This window comes from Bradyrhizobium sp. SZCCT0231 (assembly GCF_018130245.1).
Lineage (GTDB): Bacteria > Pseudomonadota > Alphaproteobacteria > Rhizobiales > Xanthobacteraceae > Bradyrhizobium > Bradyrhizobium japonicum_F.
The window spans coordinates 1-17,334 of sequence record NZ_JAFCKP010000021.1 but is presented as its reverse complement, the minus strand read 5'-3'; the positions used below and the strand labels follow the sequence as shown (position 1 = coordinate 17,334).

Sequence of the window (17,334 nt, the reverse complement as noted above, 5' to 3'; positions counted from 1 at the left end):
CGCTTTCGAGCCACCGCCGCTACATCCCCATCTCGAATTGCACGCGGGATTCCGCGAGATCAGAGAACGACATGCGCGCCGAAATCGAACGGTTGGTAGAAGAGATCAAGCAGTCAGTCGGGCTGCTGAGGAGGCATCTTTGACGTCGAGAAATCGACGGCACGCCTCGCCGAGCTGAACAAGCTCGCAGAAGATCCCAACCTCTGGAACGATCCCCAGAAGGCCCAGAAGCTGATGCAGGAGCGCACCTCGCTGGAGGATTCGCTGTCCGGCATCGGCAAGGTCGAGCAGGAGCTCGAAGACGACATCGGCATGATCGAGCTCGGCGAGGCCGAGGGCGATGACGGTGTCGTTGCCGAAGCCGAAGCTGCGCTGAAGAACCTGAAGAAGGAAGTCGCGCGGCGCGAGCTCGAGGCGCTGCTGTCGGGCGAAGCCGACCGCTTCGATTCCTATCTCGAAGTCCATGCCGGCGCCGGCGGCACCGAGAGCCAGGACTGGGCGCAGATGCTGCTGCGCATGTACACGCGCTGGGCCGAGACGCATGGCTTCAAGGTCGAGTACCTCGAAGAGTCCGAGGGCGAGGAGGCCGGCATCAAGTCGGCGACGATCCAGGTCTCCGGACACAACGCCTATGGCTGGCTGAAGACGGAAGCCGGCGTGCATCGCCTGGTGCGCATTTCGCCGTTCGATTCCAACGCGCGGCGGCACACCTCGTTCTCGAGCGTGCAGGTGTTTCCCGTCATCGACGACAGCATCAAGATCGACATCAAGGAATCCGACGTCCGCACCGACACCATGCGTTCGGGCGGTGCCGGCGGCCAGCACGTCAACAAGACCGAATCCGCAGTGCGCCTGACGCACATCCCGACAGGTGTCGCCGTGGTTTGCCAGGCCGGCCGTTCCCAGCACAAGAACCGGGCGCAGGCCTGGGACATGCTGCGTGCTCGGCTCTACGAGATCGAGCTGAAGAAGCGCGAGGAGAAGGCCGCCGCCGATCAGGCGGCCAAGACCGACATCGGCTGGGGTCACCAGATCCGCTCCTACGTGCTGCAGCCCTATCAAATGGTGAAGGATCTGCGCACGGGCGTGCAGACCTCCGACACGTCTGGTGTGCTGGGCGGCGATCTCGACGAGTTCATGGCCGCGACGCTGGCGCAGCGCGCGTTCGGCACCACCGCGGGTGACGTCGAGGACGTGGACTAGCCATGCCCCGCGTCGCCTTCATCGGGCTTGGGCGGATGGGCCATGGCATGGCCGGCCGCTATCTCGATGCCGGCTTCACGGTGACGCTGTGGAATCGCAGCAGGACAAAAGCGGAAGACCTGATCGCGCGCGGCGCGCATTGGGCGACCTCGCCGGAGGACGCCGCGATCGATGCTGACGCCGTCGTGACCATGGTCGCCGATGACGAGGCCTCGCGCGCGGTCTGGCTCGGGCCGAACGGCGCGGCCAACACGGCGAAGGCCGGCACCATCGCGATCGAGTGCTCCACTGTCTCCTATGACCACGCCCGCGAGATGGGCCGCGAGCTCAATGCGCGCGGGCTGATCTATATCGATTGTCCCGTGACGGGATTGCCGGACGCGGCGGCGGCCGGGAAGTTGACGCTGCTGGCCGGCGCCGATGCCGCCGACCTCGAACGCGCGCGGCTGTATCTGACGCCGATCGGCTCGACCATCCGCCATTTCGGCCCGGTCGGCGCTGGCACGGTCTACAAGCTCATCAACAATCTCTTGGGCGCAATCCAGATCGCTGGTCTCGCCGAGGGCCTCGCCATCGCCGAGCAGGCCGGGCTCGACATGAACCTGGTGCTGGAGTCGATCCAGGCGGGCGTGGCCGCAAGCCCGCAGGTGCAGCGTCACTCCAAGCGCATGGTCGCCCGTGATTTCAGCGGCGCGACCTTCACCGCAGCGCTGCGGCATAAGGATGCCGCCTATGCCGTGAAGCTCGCGGAGAGCCTGCTCGCGGGCAAGCCGCGGGTCGCGCGCGCCGCGGTCGAGGCCTACGCGCAGGCGAAGGCGAAGATGCCGGATGACGACGAAGGCAGGATGATCGAACTGGTGTCGCGGCCGAAGAAGCCGCCCTAGTCCGTACATCTACATGGGGCAGCCGTGTTCGCCCTGTCTCTTCCGCACACTGGAATTCCAAACTTCATCGGAAATCGGGTGGCTCTGCCTGCCGTGCTGTCTTACGCGGCAGGTTCGGCCGCCAAGGTGAAACGCATGCCCCCCAAAGACAACCGGATCGACGCGCGAGACTGGTCGCTGCTCGCCGTGCTCTCGATCCTCTGGGGTGGATCGTTCTTTTTCAACGGCGCGGCCTTGCGGGAATTGCCGCCGCTGACCCTGGTTTTCCTGCGTGTTGCGCTTGGCGCGGCCTTGCTGCTGCCGTTGCTCCGCATGCAGGGAATCGGCTTTCCCAAGAGCTGGGCGGGCTGGACGCCGTTCGTCGCGATCGGGCTGCTCAACAACGTCATCCCGTTCTCGCTGATCGTGATCGGGCAGACATTCATTCCGAGCGGGCTGGCGTCGATCCTGAACGCGACCACGCCGATGTTCACGGTTGTGGTGATGATTGCAGCGGGCGAGTCGGCCTTGCAGATGCGCCGCCTGGCCGGGGTGGTGTTGGGCCTTGCCGGCGTGATCCTTCTGCGCGGATGGGGCTTCGAGGCAAGGCCGGGACAGGGGCTCGGTATCCTGCTCTGCCTTGGCGGCGCACTGAGCTATGGCTTTGCGGCGCTGGCGGCGCGGCGGCTGCTGAAGGATTCTCCGCCTCTTGGAACGGCGACGTTTCAATTGATCGCATCGACCGTGATGATGGCGATCATCGCCGGTGCGGTGGAGCAGCCCTGGCGTCTTGCGATGCCGAGCGTCACGACATGGCTTGCGGTGCTCGGCCTCGCCGGCCTGTCGACGGCGCTCGCCTACATCGTCTTCTTCCAGATCGTGCGGCGCTCGGGTGCGAGCAATGTCATGCTGGTGGCGCTGCTCATTCCCGTCACCGCCATCCTGCTGGGGTGGCTGGTGCTGGGTGAGCCGATCTCCAGACGCGAGATCGCGGGCGCAATCGTCATCGGCAGCGCGCTGCTGGTGATTGACGGGCGAGCCCAGCCAGCAATCGCGGGCTGCCTGTCGCTTCTCCGGCTTGGGCCTTCAGCACCATGCCGCCGGCGACACCGACGCCGAGCACATACATCCAGCCCTCATGAAAATCGAACAGGTGCGAGTTGAGCAGCGAGCTCGCGATGTTCTGTACGACGACCACGAGGCCGATCCAGGCGGCGAAGCCTTCACCCGCGAACATGCGAAGATGAGCGATCCACATGGCGTAGAGCAGGACGACACCCAGAAGGCCCCACTGCACCGCGACGTTGAGGGTCTGGTTGTGCGGATTGCTCACGACCTCGGCATCGAGTCTGCTTTCGCTGGTGGCGGCGCGCTCGAACTGGCGCTTGATCGAACCGGTGCCGTGGCCGATCAGAGGCGCCTCGATAAAGGCATGGAGCGATTTGCGCCAATAGGTCAGCCGCTGCGCGGTCGAGGCGCGGCTGATGTCCTCGTGGCCGTGGCGGTATTCGACGGCGATGTCGTCGATGCGCTGGCGCAGATAGGACGATGTGGTCCAGGCCAACAGGCTCGCGGCGACCGTGCCTGCGAGCAGGACCAGCGCCGCCCGCCGGCTCAAATGCCTCAAGGCGAACAGCGCCAGCAGCACCGCGATGCAGAGCAGGGCGGTGCGGGCCGAGGCAACGAACACCATGTTGGTGACGAACAGCAGGATCAGGGCCAGGCAGACGACTGTTGTCGCCGCGCGCCTGCCGCGCCAGAGAGGCAGCGCGAGCGCAAAGGCGCAGAGCGTGAACTCCTGGCTCTGGTCGATGTAGTTCTTGACGGGAACGCCTGATGACGCCGTTGCACTGATCTTCCAGGCGGGATCGAGCAGCACGATCCAGGAGAACACGGCAAGCAGCGCGCAGGAGGCGAGAAAGGCGATGCAGACATGGAAGCCGCGCTCGGACCGGCTGAAATGGTAGAGCAGCGGCGGAATCAGCATGAGCTTTGCAACCGGCTTGATCGCATGCAGCCGGTCTGCCCACGCACCCTCTGACCACAGCGCGCCAATAAGCGCGAGCAGCAGGAGTGCCAAGGGCAAGGCAAACGCCGGTCGCGCAAGCTGGCGCGCATAGGCGCGCCAGGCGATGGTCGGCGTCACCGCAAGCAACCAGAACCCGACCAAGATCGAAGTCGCGGTGGTCGACCAGGGCAGCGATGCCGCGATCAGGATGACGAACAGGTCGGCAGCACGAAACAGCCGGTCGGAGTGGCCCGGGGCCTGCGATCGGTTGCACACGGCTGGCGGGCTGGCCGGACTGGGCGATACGGCTTGCTCAGCGGGCATGTGGCTGACGCTTACTGTGCTGCGACCAGGCTTTCTCTGGGCGCCTCATGGCTGAGGAAATCCCGGGCCTGGGTCTCGTAGCCGAAGCGTTCGGCGAGCTCGTGGCGCCGCGCCCGAATCCGGCCGCGGCACTCCTCCTGCCGCGTCAGTACGCGGGTGACGGAGGCGGCGATCGCCTCCGTGGAGAACGGGTCGAAATAGTCGGCGAGCTCGCCCGCGACCTCGCGGAAGACGGCGATGTCGGAGCACAGCACCGGCGTGTTCGCAGCCAGCGCCTCAATGATCGGCACGCCGAAACCTTCGGCGAGGCTCGGCATGATCAGGCCGTGCGCTTCCGCGATCAGCGCCGCCTTCTCGTGCTCGTCGACATAGCCGGCGAAGCGGACGTTGGGCGGGAGGTTGCGCATCCGGCTGATCTCGCCGGCATAGCCGATCACGACGAGATCGGCGTGGGGAACGTTGCGGAAGGCGCGGACGACGGCGGCCACGTTCTTGCGTGGCTCGTTCGAGACGATGACGACGAAGCTCGGCCGCCCCGGACGCCCCGACGGGGCTGGAAGGTGCAGGACATCCGGGGCGTCGAACCGGGTGCGGGGATACACGACCCGCGCCGGCAGGCGCGCAAATTGCGGCAGCAGTTCCCTGAACCGCATCATGCCGTAGTTTGAAACGAAGGCGAGTTCGTCGGCCTGGCGCAGGCTGGTGCGGATTCGCGCCAGGAACTGCCGCGTGGCGATGTCGCTGAGCTTGAGGTCGGTGAGCGGCAACAGGTCGTGGACGATGCAGATCACCTTGGCGCCGGGTTTGCGCCTGATCACCACCCGTGTCGGGGTGTCCACGACGATCAAGTCGTAATCGCGCGCGTCGATCCGCGGCGGAGGCAGCAGGAAGAAGGCCGATGCGTCCTGATAGTTGAAGAAGCCGGGCTCGAGCTGAAAGTCGCCGAACAGCTCGAGGTGCCTCAGATCCGGCGGAATGTATTCGAGCGCGGCGGGCCGGTTCTCGATCAGGCGCGTGGGCAGGCCGAGCAGGCCGATCGCGCGCAGGAGGCAGACGGTGTTGTCCCGCGACAGCAACAGGCCGACCCTGCGGCGGAGCCAGTCAAGTTTGCGGCGCGTGCCGCTGAGCGTCAACGGCCCGCTCACGTTGATTTCGTCGAGGTAGCGATAAAGCGCAAGCAGCTCGATGTTGCGCGATTGCGCCGCGAACAGCCTCGTACGCCGCTCGCGCCGGCAGAGCTTGCGGTAGCGCTTCGTGGTCTCCACCACCAGCGTGAGTTCGTGGCCTTCCGAGGCGAGCGAACGTACCAATTCCCGGGTGAAGTGGAAGATACCGCGCTTGTGATTGGGTTGTCCGAGCGACTCGGAGATGACGAGTATGTTGTGCTTCATGCGCGTTTCTCGCGGAGCTCGAAGGCGTTGGGGGCCGGCGGGTTGACCGTGATGGTCGAGGCGATGCGGCCGTGATCGAGGTTGATGATGCTGGTGCAGGTGCGGCGCAGCAGCGGCTGGTCGTGCGAGGCGATCATCACGATCGCCGCCTGCGACATGAGCTTGAGGAGCCGCTCCTGCGCCTTTTCGGCAAAGTGCTCGTCGACCACGCTGAGCCATTCGTCGAGCAGGAGGATGTCGGCCGGAAAGGCCGTGGCGGTCGCAAACAGGACCCGCATCAGCATGCCCGAGGAGAACATCCGCAGCGGCAGCCGCTGCATGCGCGCCTCCAGCTCGGTGAAGGCCCAGATCTCGTCGATCACGCCGCGGGTCGGCTTGCGGCCGCCGATCCGCAGCAGCAGCGCGATGTTGTCCTCGGCCACGAAATCCAGGTTGACGCCGGCATTGAGCCCGAGCAGGGGCACGACTTTGCCCTGGATCGCGACGCTGCCGCTGCTTGGTGGATAGACGCCGGCGATCAGCCGTAGCAGCGTCGACTTGCCGGAGCCGTTGGCTCCGGCAAGTCCGATACGGGCGCCGGCTTCAGCCTGGATGGTGACGTCGTCGACGGCGCGGATGATCCGCATCTCGCCGGGCTCGCGGATGAGATGGCCGAGCAGCCGCCGTTTCAGCGAATAGTCGTAGGCGCCATAGACCGGATAGTCGAGGCAGACGTTGCGTAGGCTGATCGAGACCATGCATCAGATCCAGAACGCGGCTTTGCGCAGGTGGAGCAGCGTCAGCACGCTCGCAACGATCAGAAGCGCCAGCGCGACGAGGACATAGACGATGCTGACGGGGTCGACATGGCCGCCGGCCAGTGGCTCGCGCCACACCGCGAACAGATGCGTGAGCGGATTGATCCGCATCACCGTCGAGCGGTGGTTGATCATCTCCGACGACCAGATGATGGGCGAGGCGAGGAAGGCGAGCATCAACGTGGACTCGATGATTGGCTTGAGGTCGCGATAGCGTGTTGCCATCGCACCGAGAACGAGGCTCAAGGCGAAGGTGCAGACCACGAACACCAGGAGGCCCGGCAGCGCCGCCGGTGCGTGGGAGAGCTCATGGCGGGACAGGATGAGCCATAGGACGAGTGGTACGCTGGCGTTATGGAGCGCGAACAGCGCCTGGCGGAACGTGCATTGCAGCAGGAAGATGACCGGCGGCAGCGCCCGGTCGCGGATCAGGCTCGCGGAGTTCTGGAGCGCCGTGGTGGCGTCGAGCACCACGCTGTTGAGGAAAGTCCAGGCCGTCATCGACAGCGCCAGCATGGGCAGGCGCGACAGCATGTCGTCGTTCGACATCTGGCCGATCACCGAGCCCAGAACCGCCACCACAATCGCCATCTGGAGCGACATCCAGAACGGACCGAGCAACGAACGCACGTAACGGTGGCGCATGTCCGACCAGGCCAGTGCCGCCGCGATCCGAACGCAGTCCAGCCAGGCGGTCGCTTGAAGTGGCTCCGCGGTTGCTGATCGCTCCTTGCTTGGTACGGCAACGGCATCGCGGTAGACGGTCTCCATGCCTTGCCTGAAGGCCGTGGTCGAGTAGCGGGTGAGGGCGCGCGTGCGCGCTGCAAGCCCCATGTGACGGCGTCGCTCGGGATTGCGGATCAGGATATCGATGGCCTCACCCAGCTTCGCGACGTCGCCGGGCGGCACGGTGATCGCCTCCATGCCGTGGCGGGCGACACGCGGCACCGCGGTGTCGAGCGCCGTATTCACGACCGGGCGACCGGCGGCCATGGCCTCGAGCTGGACGAGGCCGAAGGTCTCGGCATTGGTCACCGACGGCAGCACGAAGACGTCGGCGAGACGCATCAGCTTGATGCGTTCGCAATCGTTGACCGAGCCGAGCAGGCGGACGCGGTCATGAAGGCCGAGCTCCTGGATCAACTGCTCGAGCCGCGGCCGCTCGATGCCCTCGCCGATGATCCAGACCTCGAAATCGTGCGCGGCTGCAGCGCGGACCAGCACGTCGAAACCCTTGTAGGGCACGAGCCGGCCGCAGGCCAGCACGAGCCGGCCGCGATCGTTGACATGGTGCGGCTCGATCTTCGGCCCATCGTAGTTTGTGGTGTCGATGCCGAACGGCACGACGTGGCATTTGTCCTCGAATTCGCGCAGCAGCGGCGTGTTGTCGATCAGCGCTTGGTCCGAGACGATGATCGCCTTGGAGCGGTGCAGCGTTCGCCGCATCAAAGGTTCGACGAGCCAGCGCAGGCCGGCATGAGTGACGATGTCGGCGTGCCAGTGCACCACCAGTGGGCGCCTGGCGCCGATTCCGAAGGCGAAGACGAGGTCGGCGAGAGGGAAGGGGGCATGGAGCGCGAGCAGGTCGTGCTCGGCGATCCTGCGCCACAGACGCCAGGGATAGGTCGGGGCGGCTGGCAGCGACATGATGTTGCCGAACGAGCGCACGCGCTCGACCGGGACGTCGTTGACGACGATCTCACGCCGTTCGACCGATTGCGAGCAGACCAGCACGGCGGAGGCGAAGGCATCCTTCAGGCTCGCGCAGATGTCGCGGATCACCGTGAGCGTGCCGCCGAACAGGTCGGGATAATATACCTTGAAGATGTGCAGCACCGACGGGCGGGGCGGGCTGTCGCTGGTGTGATGCATGATGGCGGTCAGCCTGCGAGAAGCGCTGCGAGGAACGGTGCGGCCAACATCGAGACGAAGATGACGCTGCGCATCAGCGCCGGCAGCATCGGCTCGATCGTACCGTGTCCCCAGTCGAGAGCCGGCACAGCACGCGGTGAACTGGAAATGCGGACCAAGCGGTCAGCCATGGGTAAAGTCCCTCTATGTCGCGCCCTCAGTGGTGTCGCGTATATGTGGGAAAATTTACCACGTCAATTGCAACACGAGAAAGTGTGGGATTGTGTCCCACGTGTAGCGTTGGTACAGTTCAGACATGAATGCCAAGTCCGGGTTCAAAGCAGCGGCGCCGCAGCCGAATGCCGCCTCGAAGCTGCACGCGCCGCTGGCGCGGCTGCTGCGCCCGCTCGTGCGGCTCTGCATCCGAAGCGGCATGACCTTTCCGGCATTGGCGCAGCTGCTTCGCGAACTGTTCGTCAACGTCGCCGAGCACGATTTCTCGCTGGAAGGAAAGGAGCAGACCGACAGCCGGGTCAGCTTGCTCACCGGCATCCATCGCAAGGAAGTGGCGCGGCTGCGCGGCGCCGGCGCGCCCGTGCACGAGGCGCCGGCAGCAGTGTCGCTGACCAGCGCGGTGATCGCGCGCTGGCTCGCCGCGCCCGAGTTTACCGATGCCAGGGGCGAGCCGCTCGCTTTGCCGCGCACGGCCGAGGACGATGCGCCCTCGTTCGAGCAACTGGTCGCTTCCGTCACCAAGGACGTGCGGCCACGCGCGGTGCTCGACGAGTGGATCGACCGCAAGCTCGTCACCATCAACGAGGCCGACGAGATCGAGTTGGTCGAGGCCGCTTTCGTGCCGAGCGGCGAGGACGACGGCAAATGGCATTATCTCGGCCGCAATCTGCACGACCATATCGCGGCCGCCGCGGAAAACGTCTCCGGGCCCGCGCCACGCTTCCTCGAGCGCGCGGTGCACTACAACAACATCTCGCCGAAGCTGGCGCGGCGGCTCGAAGCGCGCTCGCGCGAGCTCGCCATGGATGCGCTGAAGACCGCCAATCGCGAGGCCAACCGCGCGCTCGCCAAGGACAAGGGTGGCAATGCGCGCTGGAATTTCGGCATCTACATCTACAGCGAAGGTGCCGACGAGGGGGGTGAAGCGAAGGCGCGTGGCAAAGAAGGTGGTCCTTCATGAGCCGGCCGCCGTTCATCTCTCGTCGCCTGCTGCTGGCCGGATTCTGGCTCGCCGGCACGGCTATCGCCCGTGCACAGGTCAAGCGCGGCACCGATCAGGGCATCGGTGGCACCGGGATCAAGCGCGGTGATGATCACGGCATCGGCGGCACCGGCATCGTCGGCGTGATCCAGCGTTTCGGCAGCATCTACGTCAACGGCGAGCGCATCACTTACGCGAGCGATGTGCCGGTCCGGATCGACGGGGAGGCAGCCAGCCCTAGGGCGCTGCGTATCGGTCAACTCGCGCGCGTGGTTGCGATCCGTCAGGCCGACGGCACGCTCGTCACGCGCAACATCACGATCGCGAGCGAGGTCTCCGGTCCGATTGAGCAGGTGAAGGGCAACGAGCTGACCGTGCTCGGCCAGAAGATCTTCGCCGGTGACAAGGCGAGCAAGCTCCGGACGGGTACGCAAGTCGCCGTCTACGGCTTGCGCCGGACTGACGCGGTCATCGTCGCAAGCCTAGTCGAGCCGAGGCGCAATGCGGTCGCACGCGTGACGGGTCTGGTCGAGCGCGGGCCGGACGGCTTGCGAATCGGCGGGTTGAAGCTGAACGGCGTCGATCCCCGGTTGGTCGGCCAGCGAGTCCAGATCGAGGGCAGCGCGAGCCAGGGGGCGATGCAGGCGGCGCGCACGCGAATCGACGATTTTTCGGATCTCGTCGGCGCCAGCCGCCTGTCGATCGAAGCCTATGTGCAGCGGGCGGGGGCGAACCTCCAGCTCGGCTCCGGGCTCATTGCCCATGACGGCTCGCGCTTCGGCCCAGCCGCCGGTGAAGCGCGCATGGTGGTCAATGGCGTGTTCGACCGGTCGCGCGGGCTTCAGCTCGATTCGGCGCAGGCGGTTGGGCAATTCCCGGGATCGCCGGGGCAGGCTCCCGGCGGAGCGGAGCATCCCGGGCGCTCGTCGGGCGGCTCGATCCTGCATCCAAATCGCGGCACTACCTCTGGCGGCGGCCAGCCCGGTGCACCGGGGGCGCCTGCGCCAGGAGCAGGGCTCGGCGCGCCGCCCGGCTCTGCGCCGACAGGACCGAGCGGCCCGTCAGGGCCCGGCGGGCCCATGGGACCCGGTGGTGGAATGGGTGGTGGCGGCTTCGGCGGCCCTGGAGGCGGAATGGGTGGCCGGCGCTAGAGGCCGCTTACGGGACGGAGAGAAGCGCGGGACTAACCCGCGCTGAGCCGGACGCCGGCGCGCAGGAATTTCTGCGGGTCGACCGCTTCGCCCTCGATGCGGGTCTCATAGTGCAAATGCGGACCGGTGGAGCGGCCGGTCGAGCCGACGAGCCCGACGACCTGGCCGATCTTCACGATCTCGCCGACCCTGACATTGATCTCGGAGAGATGGCCGTAGCGGGTCGAAAGCCCGTTGCCGTGGTCGACCTCGACCATGCGGCCGTAGCCGCCGGACCAGCCGGCCGAGACCACCTTGCCGTTGGCGGTGACGCGAACGGGATCGCCGCTGGCGGCGCGGAAGTCGAGGCCGGTGTGCATCGCGGGCCGGCCCAGGAAGGGATCGCTGCGCACGCCGAAACCGGAGGTGAACTCGACCTCGCCGATGACGGGCTTGCGGTAGGGCACCAGGGCCAGCGTGCGGTTGAGACGGTCCATCTCGGCGCGCGTCGTGTTGATGCGATAGAGCTGCTTTTCGAACGGTCCGGCACTGGCCGTCAATTTGACGGGTACGAAAGGCCCACCCATCGCGCTGCGCGGCACGGCGGCTTCGAGATGGGCAAGGTTCAACCCGAGATCGCTGACCACGCCGCGCATCCGGCGCATGCGCGAATCCATGCCTTCCTCGACGGCGTTGAGCGCCGCCATCTGGCGGCGCTCGACCTGGTCAAGCGAAGTCGTGAGCCGGACTAGCACGTTGTCGAAGCCCTGGTTCTTGGCGAATTGGCTGGTCGGCGGCGCCACGACGGTCGGCGCGCGCGATTCGAGGCGCGCTTCGCGATCCGGTGGCGCCACGAAGATGACGGTGTCGCTGATCGGCGACGGCTTTGGCGTGGCCTGGCTCGAATCGCCTCGCTGCGGGGCGGTACGGGGAATCGAGCCGGTCACGTCGGGCATGGCCCCGAGCGCCGTGGCCCGGGACTCCAGCGCCGTCTGGCGCTTCATGATGTGGTCGAGCTTCTGGTCGAACTGTTCCTGGTCGAGCAACTGGCGGCTGGTGGTGCGGTCGACCTTGGCGCGCAGCTCGGCGATGCGGTCCTCATAGGCGTATTGCATCTCGGCCTGGCGGGCGATCAGCCGGGTGAGGACGTCGTCACGGAACGCAAAATAGGTGGCGGTCGCTGCCGACCATAGCCCGAGCAGCACCACGGTGCCGACCACGATCCAGAACACCACGGGTCCGAAGCGGACCTGCTTGCCGGCATGGACGATGGTGTAGGCGTCGTCGGTGGCGGGCAGGGGAATCGCGGTTGCCGCCGCCGGGGCGGCCGGACGGCGCTGGAAGGGCCGTCCGTGGTCGTGTGGATGATGTTGGGGGGACTGCGAGTATTGGGCAGAACTTTTCGACATCGGCACTCCCGCGCCGGTCGGATGGGTTCCTTGCGGCCTCATTGCCGCAGCAATCTGGGCCGGTCATGGTTAATTTTCCGGAAACGGGAACACGCGAATTTAACGGACTGGTTAAAGGCTTCTTGCCGCCTCCAGCACCTCGTCGGCATGGCCGTCGACCCGGACGTTGCGCCAGACCCGGGCCACCCGACCGTCGGCCCCGACCAGTATCGTGGTGCGAAGAATCCCCAGGAAGCTCTTGCCATACATGGATTTTTGACCCCAGGCGCCATAGGCCTCCAGCATCTCATGTTTCTCGTCCGAGATGAGGGGAACGCCGAGCTTGTGCTTGTCGCGAAACTTCTCCTGGGCCTTTAATGGATCGGCGGAGATGCCGAGCACCGCAGTGCCGGCGGCAGCGAAGGCGTCGGCCAGGCGGGTGAAGTCGATCGCCTCCCTTGTGCAGCCGGGCGTGTCGGCCCGGGGGTAGAAGAACAGGACGAGCTTTCGGCCGGCATAGCCTGCCAATGTGACCACGTCGCCGCCGTCCCGAGGCAGACGGAAAGCGGGGGCCTTCTGGCCCTCGGCCAAGCCGGACTTCGCCGCAGCGGGCGGGGAGGCCGATTTGGATGATTTTAACTGTTTCGATGCGGCCTTATGTGATCCTGCTTTTGCTATGGTCCCGGTTGATTTGCTTGCCGGTGTCCGCTGTGTTTTCGCGGACCTTGCTTGAGTCGATGCCCGCGTTTTTGCGGTCTTCGTTTTGGCGGTCGGACTGCCGGAGGACGTTTTGGACGATTTCTTTCGGGATTTCTTGGACATACGCCTTCCTTTCGACGCTTTCGGCGGGTCAACCGAAGCGGTATTGCAGCTCTCGTCCGGCGTGCCGGAAGCGCGCCCTCGGCTGGGCAAGTCTGACGACGCCGGAGTATGGTTACAAGGAATTCCACACACCACCCCACTGCTCGTTGAACGCGCTCCCGGGGCGAAATGACGAACAGCAGGAATATTCGAGGTATGGCGGCAGTGCCGGCGCGGGGAGCTTCACCTCCCGCGAACGGCTGCGGTCCCGGCGGCGCTCAATCCTACGACGGGCGCCTGTATCGAGAGGCAATGGCAAGGAATACGTCGCCCCAGGACTACAACCGGGATTTCGATCGGCGCGGCGGCCATTATGAGCCGCAGGAATGGGACGACGCCGACTGGGATCCGGATCAGGAAGCGGCGGCGGGCTATCGCGCACGCCGGTTGCTGGCGCGTTCCGGTTCGGGCTTCCATCGCTTCGGTGACGGATTCGTCGCGTTGCGCCGCTGGGTGGGGGGTGGTCGCTGGCTGAAGCGCATGGCCGTGGTCGTCGGCACCCTGGTCGCCATTTTCGTCGGCTGCTTCGGTGCGCTGTGGTGGCGGCTCGGCGCCGGTCCCATCAATCTGGACATCGCAACGCCATGGCTGGCAGCCGCGATCGAGGACAATATCGGTCACGGCAACACGGTTGAGATCGGCGGCACCCAGATCGAGCGCGCCGGGCGGGTCCGCATCGCCGTCCGCATCCGAGACATCATCGTTCGGGATCGCGATCACGCCATCGTCGCCAGCGCGCCGAAGGCCGAGGTGAAGCTGTCGGGTGCGGCCCTCCTGATGGGGCACCTGCGCGCCGAGAGCCTCAATCTCGTCGATGCCGAGCTCGCAATCCGCATTGCGCCTGACGGCACCGTCACCGTGTCCGCCGGCGACACTGCAAAGCCGCTGGCGACCGGCGTCGCGTCCAAGAAGGACGCGGGCCTGCCGCCGACATTCCCGCGCAACGGTGTACCCCCGCCGCCATTCGCGACCGCGCCTGCGAGCCCGGAGGTATCGCAGGCCGCACCGCAGGCGCCCGCGCAGAGCGGCATCCTTCAGGGCCTCGACTGGCTCGACAGCCTGAGCATGACCGGCCTCGACGGCCAGAATCTCAACGAGATCGGTCTGAGGAACGGCAATCTGATCGTCGACGATCAGCAGCGCGGCAGCAAATGGTCGTTTGAGAATATCACGCTCAGCCTGCGCCGGCCGAGCCGTGGCGGCGTCGCGCTCAGCCTCGGCGAGGAGGGCGCGCGCCCGTGGATGCTGCGTGCCACGATCGGTCCCGCCGAGAATGGCGTGCGCTCGGTCGACATCAAGGCGGACAAGGTCTCGACCTCCAACATACTGCTAGCGCTGCGGGTGAAGGACCTCACCTACACCGCCGACCTGCCGCTGACGGGCGAGCTCAAGGGCGAGCTCGGCCGCGACGGCGTGCCGACCTTTTTCCGCGGCAAGATCGCGGTCGGCGCCGGCAACATCATCGACACCGACACGCCCGACTATCCCATGGCAATCGACTCGGCCGAGATCAATGTCGAATGGGACGCCAACCGGCGCGTGCTGGTCGCACCATTCAAGATTCTCTCCGGCGCCAACCGTCTGACGCTTCTGGCCCATCTCGAGCCGCCCAACGGCAACATCAACGACTGGCAGCTCGGCTTCAGCGGTGGATCGATCCTGCTCGGCGGCATCGACAACGAGCCGCCGCTGGTCTTCAACCGCATTGCGATCGGCTTCCGCTTCGACACCGACCACAAGCGCATCTTGCTGACACAGGCCGACGTCTCCAACGGCGAGATCGGCGTCGCCGGCACCGGCGCCATCGACTATTCGGGCGAGCCGCGGCTGACTCTCGGCTTTGCGGGGACGCCGATGTCGGCCTCTGCCTTGAAGCGGATGTGGCCGACGCTGATCGTCCCTGAATTGCGTGAATGGGTGATCGAACGGATCGAGCGCGGAACGCTCCAGCGCATCGAGATCGGCGTCAACTCGCCGACAAGGAACCTGCCGCGCAAGGGCCCGCCCATTCCGGACGACGGCCTGTCGGTGAACATCGTAGCGAGCGGCGTCGCAGTCCGCCCCGTGGACGGCATGCCGGTGGTGCGCGATGCCGATTTGAAGGCGCGCGTGACCGGGCGCACCGCGACCGTGAACATCGGGCAGGGCGTTGCGGATACGCCCTCGGGTCGCAAGGTCACGATCTCCGACTTCGTGTTCGAGGTGCCTGACATGGCGCCCAAGCCGTCGCCGTCGCGGAGCAGGTTCCGTGTCGAAGGCCCGGTGCCTGCGGCCGCCGAGATGCTCGCCAATGATCGGCTGAGCGATCTGTCGGCAACGGTCGTCGATCCCAACACCAGCAAGGGAACCTTCTCCGCGAACATTCAGCTCGGCATGCCGGTCAAGGGCGAGCTGACCAAGGCTGACACCACTTATGCCGTCACCGCCGAGCTCAACGGCTTTGCCGCCGACAAGCTGGTGATGAACCAGAAGCTGGAGGCCAACAACCTCAAGATATCAGCCAATAACCAGGGCTATCAGGTCAAGGGCGACGTCAAGATCAACGGCCAGGCAGCCTCGCTCGACTATCGCAAGCCGACCGAGGGCGATGCGGATGTCAGATTGCAGGCGACGTTGGACGATGCCAGCCGCGCGCGGCTGGGATTCGATCTCAGCCCCGCCGTGAGCGGATCGTTGCCGATCAAATTGTCGGGCAAGATCGCGAGCGGTGTGGATCAGACCACCAAGCTCGGCGTCGAGGTTGACCTGACCCCGGTCAGGCTCGACAACATCCTGCCCGGCTGGGTCAAGCTGCCGGGCAAGTCAGGCAAAGCCACATTCAAGGTGGTGCCGACCGCGCAATCGACACGCCTGGAAGACATCGTCATCGAAGGCGGCGGCGCCTCGATCAAGGGCTCGCTCGAGGTCGACGCGAACGGCGATCTCATGAACGCGAACTTCCCGACCTACGCGCCGTCCGACGGCGACAAGGCGTCGTTGAAGGTGGAGCGTAACCAGGACGGTGTCGTACGCGGCACCATGCGTGGCGACGTATTCGACGGCCGCGGTTTCCTGAAATCGGCGATCTCAGGCAATTCCAGGGACGACAAGAACAAGCTGAAGAACGTCGATTTCGATATCGACGTGAAGCTCGGTGCGGTGGCCGGCTTCAACGGCGAGGCGATGCGCAGCGTCGATGCCAAGATGTCGAAACGCAATGGCGCGATCAAAGCCTTCACGCTCAGCGGCAAGATCGGCCGCGACACGCCGGTGGCAGCCGATCTGCGCGGCGGCCGCGCGCAGGGCAACCGCGAGGTGATCTACCTCCAGACCAACGATGCCGGCGCGCTGCTGCGCTTCACCGACACCTACACCAAGGCGGTCGGCGGCCAGATGGTGGTGGCGCTGGAGCCGCCGACGTCGGAGCCGAACACCTCGCGCGAGGGTCTCATCAACGTGCGCGACTTCACGGTGAAGGGCGAGGCGCAGCTGGAGCGCGTGGCTGCCGGCGCTCCCAACGGGACCGGAAACGGCGTCTCCTTCAGCGCGCTGCGCGCCGAGTTCACCCGGCAGAACGGCGCGCTCACGATCCGCGACGGCGTGGTCAAGGGGCCGATGATCGGTGCCACCATCGAGGGCTCGATCGACTATCCCGGCAACCAGGTGTGCATGAGCGGCACTTTCGTGCCGATGTATGGCGTGAACAACATCTTCGGCCAGATCCCGTTGTTCGGCATCTTCCTCGGCGGCGGCAACAATGAGGGGCTGATCGGCGTGACCTACGAGGTCGTCGGCACGCCGGCCGCGCCCGTGATGCGCGTCAATCCGATCTCGGCGATGGCGCCGGGCCTGTTCCGCAAGATCTTCGAGTTCAACACCGGCAAGCAGAACTCGCCGTTCGACGAATTCCCCTCGCAGTCGAACGACGGTTCGACCGGATCGACGCGCCAGCTGTCGAGCGGCTGCAGCCTCGCGCGGCGATAGCGGCGACCTGCTTCTCTCCGACGTCATGGCCGGGCTTGTCCCGGCCATCCACGCCTCACCACACGGCACCAAGAACGTGGATGCCCGGGCCTTCGCCTCGCCGAAGCGGCTTCGGCCGCGCAGGCGGGACAAGCCCGGGCATGACGGCGATCGCTTGGGAGTGTTATGTGCCGCTTACGCCGCGCGCACGCCTGCGAGGAACGTGCCGACCTCGCCGGAGAGTTGCTCGGCCTGCTTGGAGAGGTTCGAAGCTGCTGCGAGCACCATGCCGGCGGCGTTGCCGGTCTCGTTCGCGGCGGTCGAGACGCCGCCGATATTGGTGGTGACCTCCTTGGTCGC

At 66.0% G+C, this 17,334-nt stretch carries 12 protein-coding genes and 2 pseudogenes; 6 read left to right on the top strand and 8 right to left on the bottom strand.

Going from position 1 to position 17,334, the window contains the following annotated elements:
- The first annotated feature begins 71 nt into the window (after window positions 1–71).
- The 3 genes from prfB to JQ566_RS34755 all read left to right on the top strand — a co-directional run bounded on the left by prfB (window position 72) and on the right by JQ566_RS34755 (window position 3,230).
- Window positions 72–1,203 (top strand): peptide chain release factor 2 gene (gene prfB / locus JQ566_RS30705; protein WP_100234372.1). Its coding sequence is split into 2 segments (ribosomal slippage): window positions 72–140 and window positions 142–1,203, totalling 1,131 coding nucleotides; the frame shifts between segments, so codons are not numbered across the junction.
- Window positions 1,204–1,205: 2 nt separating this feature from the next.
- Window positions 1,206–2,087, top strand: a complete 882-nt coding sequence (locus JQ566_RS30700; protein ID WP_212379357.1) for an NAD(P)-dependent oxidoreductase — start codon at window positions 1,206–1,208, stop codon at window positions 2,085–2,087.
- Window positions 2,088–2,222: 135 nt separating this feature from the next.
- Complete coding sequence (locus JQ566_RS34755) at window positions 2,223–3,230, top strand: DMT family transporter (RefSeq protein ID WP_249139902.1); 1,008 nt, start codon at window positions 2,223–2,225, stop codon at window positions 3,228–3,230.
- Here JQ566_RS34755 and JQ566_RS30695 read toward each other — a convergent pair.
- The 5 genes and pseudogenes from JQ566_RS30695 to JQ566_RS30675 all read right to left on the bottom strand — a co-directional run.
- A pseudogene (locus JQ566_RS30695) lies at window positions 3,139–4,398 on the bottom strand (O-antigen ligase family protein); the annotation flags it as partial. The gene JQ566_RS34755 and the pseudogene JQ566_RS30695 sit on opposite strands and share 92 nt — an antisense overlap.
- Window positions 4,399–4,409: 11 nt before the next feature.
- Window positions 4,410–5,789 (bottom strand): glycosyltransferase family 4 protein, encoded by a 1,380-nt coding sequence (locus JQ566_RS30690; RefSeq protein ID WP_212379353.1) that lies wholly within the window; start codon window positions 5,787–5,789, stop codon window positions 4,410–4,412.
- Entirely contained in the window at window positions 5,786–6,526 is a 741-nt protein-coding gene (locus tag JQ566_RS30685; protein ID WP_212379351.1) for an ABC transporter ATP-binding protein, read from the bottom strand. Before JQ566_RS30685 ends, JQ566_RS30690 begins: the two co-directional genes overlap by 4 nt.
- 3 nt (window positions 6,527–6,529) lie before the next feature.
- The gene (locus JQ566_RS30680; protein WP_212379349.1) at window positions 6,530–8,458 is read right to left on the bottom strand and encodes a glycosyltransferase; all 1,929 of its coding nucleotides are present in this window, start codon (window positions 8,456–8,458) and stop codon (window positions 6,530–6,532) included.
- Between the two features lie 8 nt (window positions 8,459–8,466).
- Window positions 8,467–8,628: a hypothetical protein gene (locus JQ566_RS30675; RefSeq protein WP_212379347.1), complete on the bottom strand. Its 162-nt coding sequence runs from the start codon at window positions 8,626–8,628 to the stop codon at window positions 8,467–8,469.
- A 125-nt stretch (window positions 8,629–8,753) separates the two neighbouring features.
- Between JQ566_RS30675 and JQ566_RS30670 the strand changes: the two genes are divergently transcribed.
- Together JQ566_RS30670 and JQ566_RS30665 are read left to right on the top strand one after the other, a co-directional pair.
- Entirely contained in the window at window positions 8,754–9,632 is an 879-nt protein-coding gene (locus JQ566_RS30670; protein ID WP_212379345.1) for a DUF6502 family protein, read from the top strand.
- Window positions 9,629–10,804, top strand: a complete 1,176-nt coding sequence (locus tag JQ566_RS30665; protein ID WP_212379343.1) for a DUF5666 domain-containing protein — start codon at window positions 9,629–9,631, stop codon at window positions 10,802–10,804. Before JQ566_RS30670 ends, JQ566_RS30665 begins: the two co-directional genes overlap by 4 nt.
- Window positions 10,805–10,836: 32 nt before the next feature.
- Here the strand turns inward: JQ566_RS30665 and JQ566_RS30660 are convergent, their stop codons facing one another.
- Together JQ566_RS30660 and JQ566_RS30655 are read right to left on the bottom strand one after the other, a co-directional pair.
- On the bottom strand, window positions 10,837–12,192 hold the full coding sequence (locus JQ566_RS30660) for a M23 family metallopeptidase (protein WP_212379341.1): 1,356 nt from the start codon (window positions 12,190–12,192) through the stop codon (window positions 10,837–10,839).
- Window positions 12,193–12,303: 111 nt separating this feature from the next.
- Window positions 12,304–12,993 carry a peroxiredoxin gene (locus JQ566_RS30655; protein ID WP_212379339.1) on the bottom strand — a complete coding sequence of 230 codons (690 nt, stop codon included), beginning with the start codon at window positions 12,991–12,993 and terminating at the stop codon, window positions 12,304–12,306.
- 195 nt (window positions 12,994–13,188) lie between these two features.
- Here JQ566_RS30655 and JQ566_RS30650 point away from each other — a divergent pair, with 195 nt between their 5' ends.
- The gene (locus JQ566_RS30650) at window positions 13,189–16,995 is read left to right on the top strand and encodes a YhdP family protein (RefSeq protein WP_212379337.1); all 3,807 of its coding nucleotides are present in this window, start codon (window positions 13,189–13,191) and stop codon (window positions 16,993–16,995) included.
- A gap of 174 nt (window positions 16,996–17,169) precedes the next feature.
- On the opposite strand, the pseudogene JQ566_RS34750 reads toward JQ566_RS30650, so the two are convergent.
- Window positions 17,170–17,334: pseudogene (locus JQ566_RS34750) on the bottom strand (methyl-accepting chemotaxis protein); the annotation flags it as partial.

Excerpts from the sequence above, each read along its gene's own strand:
- JQ566_RS30700 (WP_212379357.1), top strand. The coding sequence starts at position 1,206 with ATGCCCCGCGTCGCCTTCATCGGGCTTGGGCGGATGGGCCATGGCATG.
- JQ566_RS34755 (WP_249139902.1), top strand. The coding sequence starts at position 2,223 with ATGCCCCCCAAAGACAACCGGATCGACGCGCGAGACTGGTCGCTGCTC.
- JQ566_RS30690 (WP_212379353.1), bottom strand. The coding sequence starts at position 5,789 with ATGAAGCACAACATACTCGTCATCTCCGAGTCGCTCGGACAACCCAAT.
- JQ566_RS30685 (WP_212379351.1), bottom strand. The coding sequence starts at position 6,526 with ATGGTCTCGATCAGCCTACGCAACGTCTGCCTCGACTATCCGGTCTAT.
- JQ566_RS30680 (WP_212379349.1), bottom strand. The coding sequence starts at position 8,458 with ATGCATCACACCAGCGACAGCCCGCCCCGCCCGTCGGTGCTGCACATC.
- JQ566_RS30675 (WP_212379347.1), bottom strand. The coding sequence starts at position 8,628 with ATGGCTGACCGCTTGGTCCGCATTTCCAGTTCACCGCGTGCTGTGCCG.
- JQ566_RS30670 (WP_212379345.1), top strand. The coding sequence starts at position 8,754 with ATGAATGCCAAGTCCGGGTTCAAAGCAGCGGCGCCGCAGCCGAATGCC.
- JQ566_RS30665 (WP_212379343.1), top strand. The coding sequence starts at position 9,629 with ATGAGCCGGCCGCCGTTCATCTCTCGTCGCCTGCTGCTGGCCGGATTC.
- JQ566_RS30660 (WP_212379341.1), bottom strand. The coding sequence starts at position 12,192 with ATGTCGAAAAGTTCTGCCCAATACTCGCAGTCCCCCCAACATCATCCA.
- JQ566_RS30655 (WP_212379339.1), bottom strand. The coding sequence starts at position 12,993 with ATGTCCAAGAAATCCCGAAAGAAATCGTCCAAAACGTCCTCCGGCAGT.
- JQ566_RS30650 (WP_212379337.1), top strand. The coding sequence starts at position 13,189 with ATGGCGGCAGTGCCGGCGCGGGGAGCTTCACCTCCCGCGAACGGCTGC.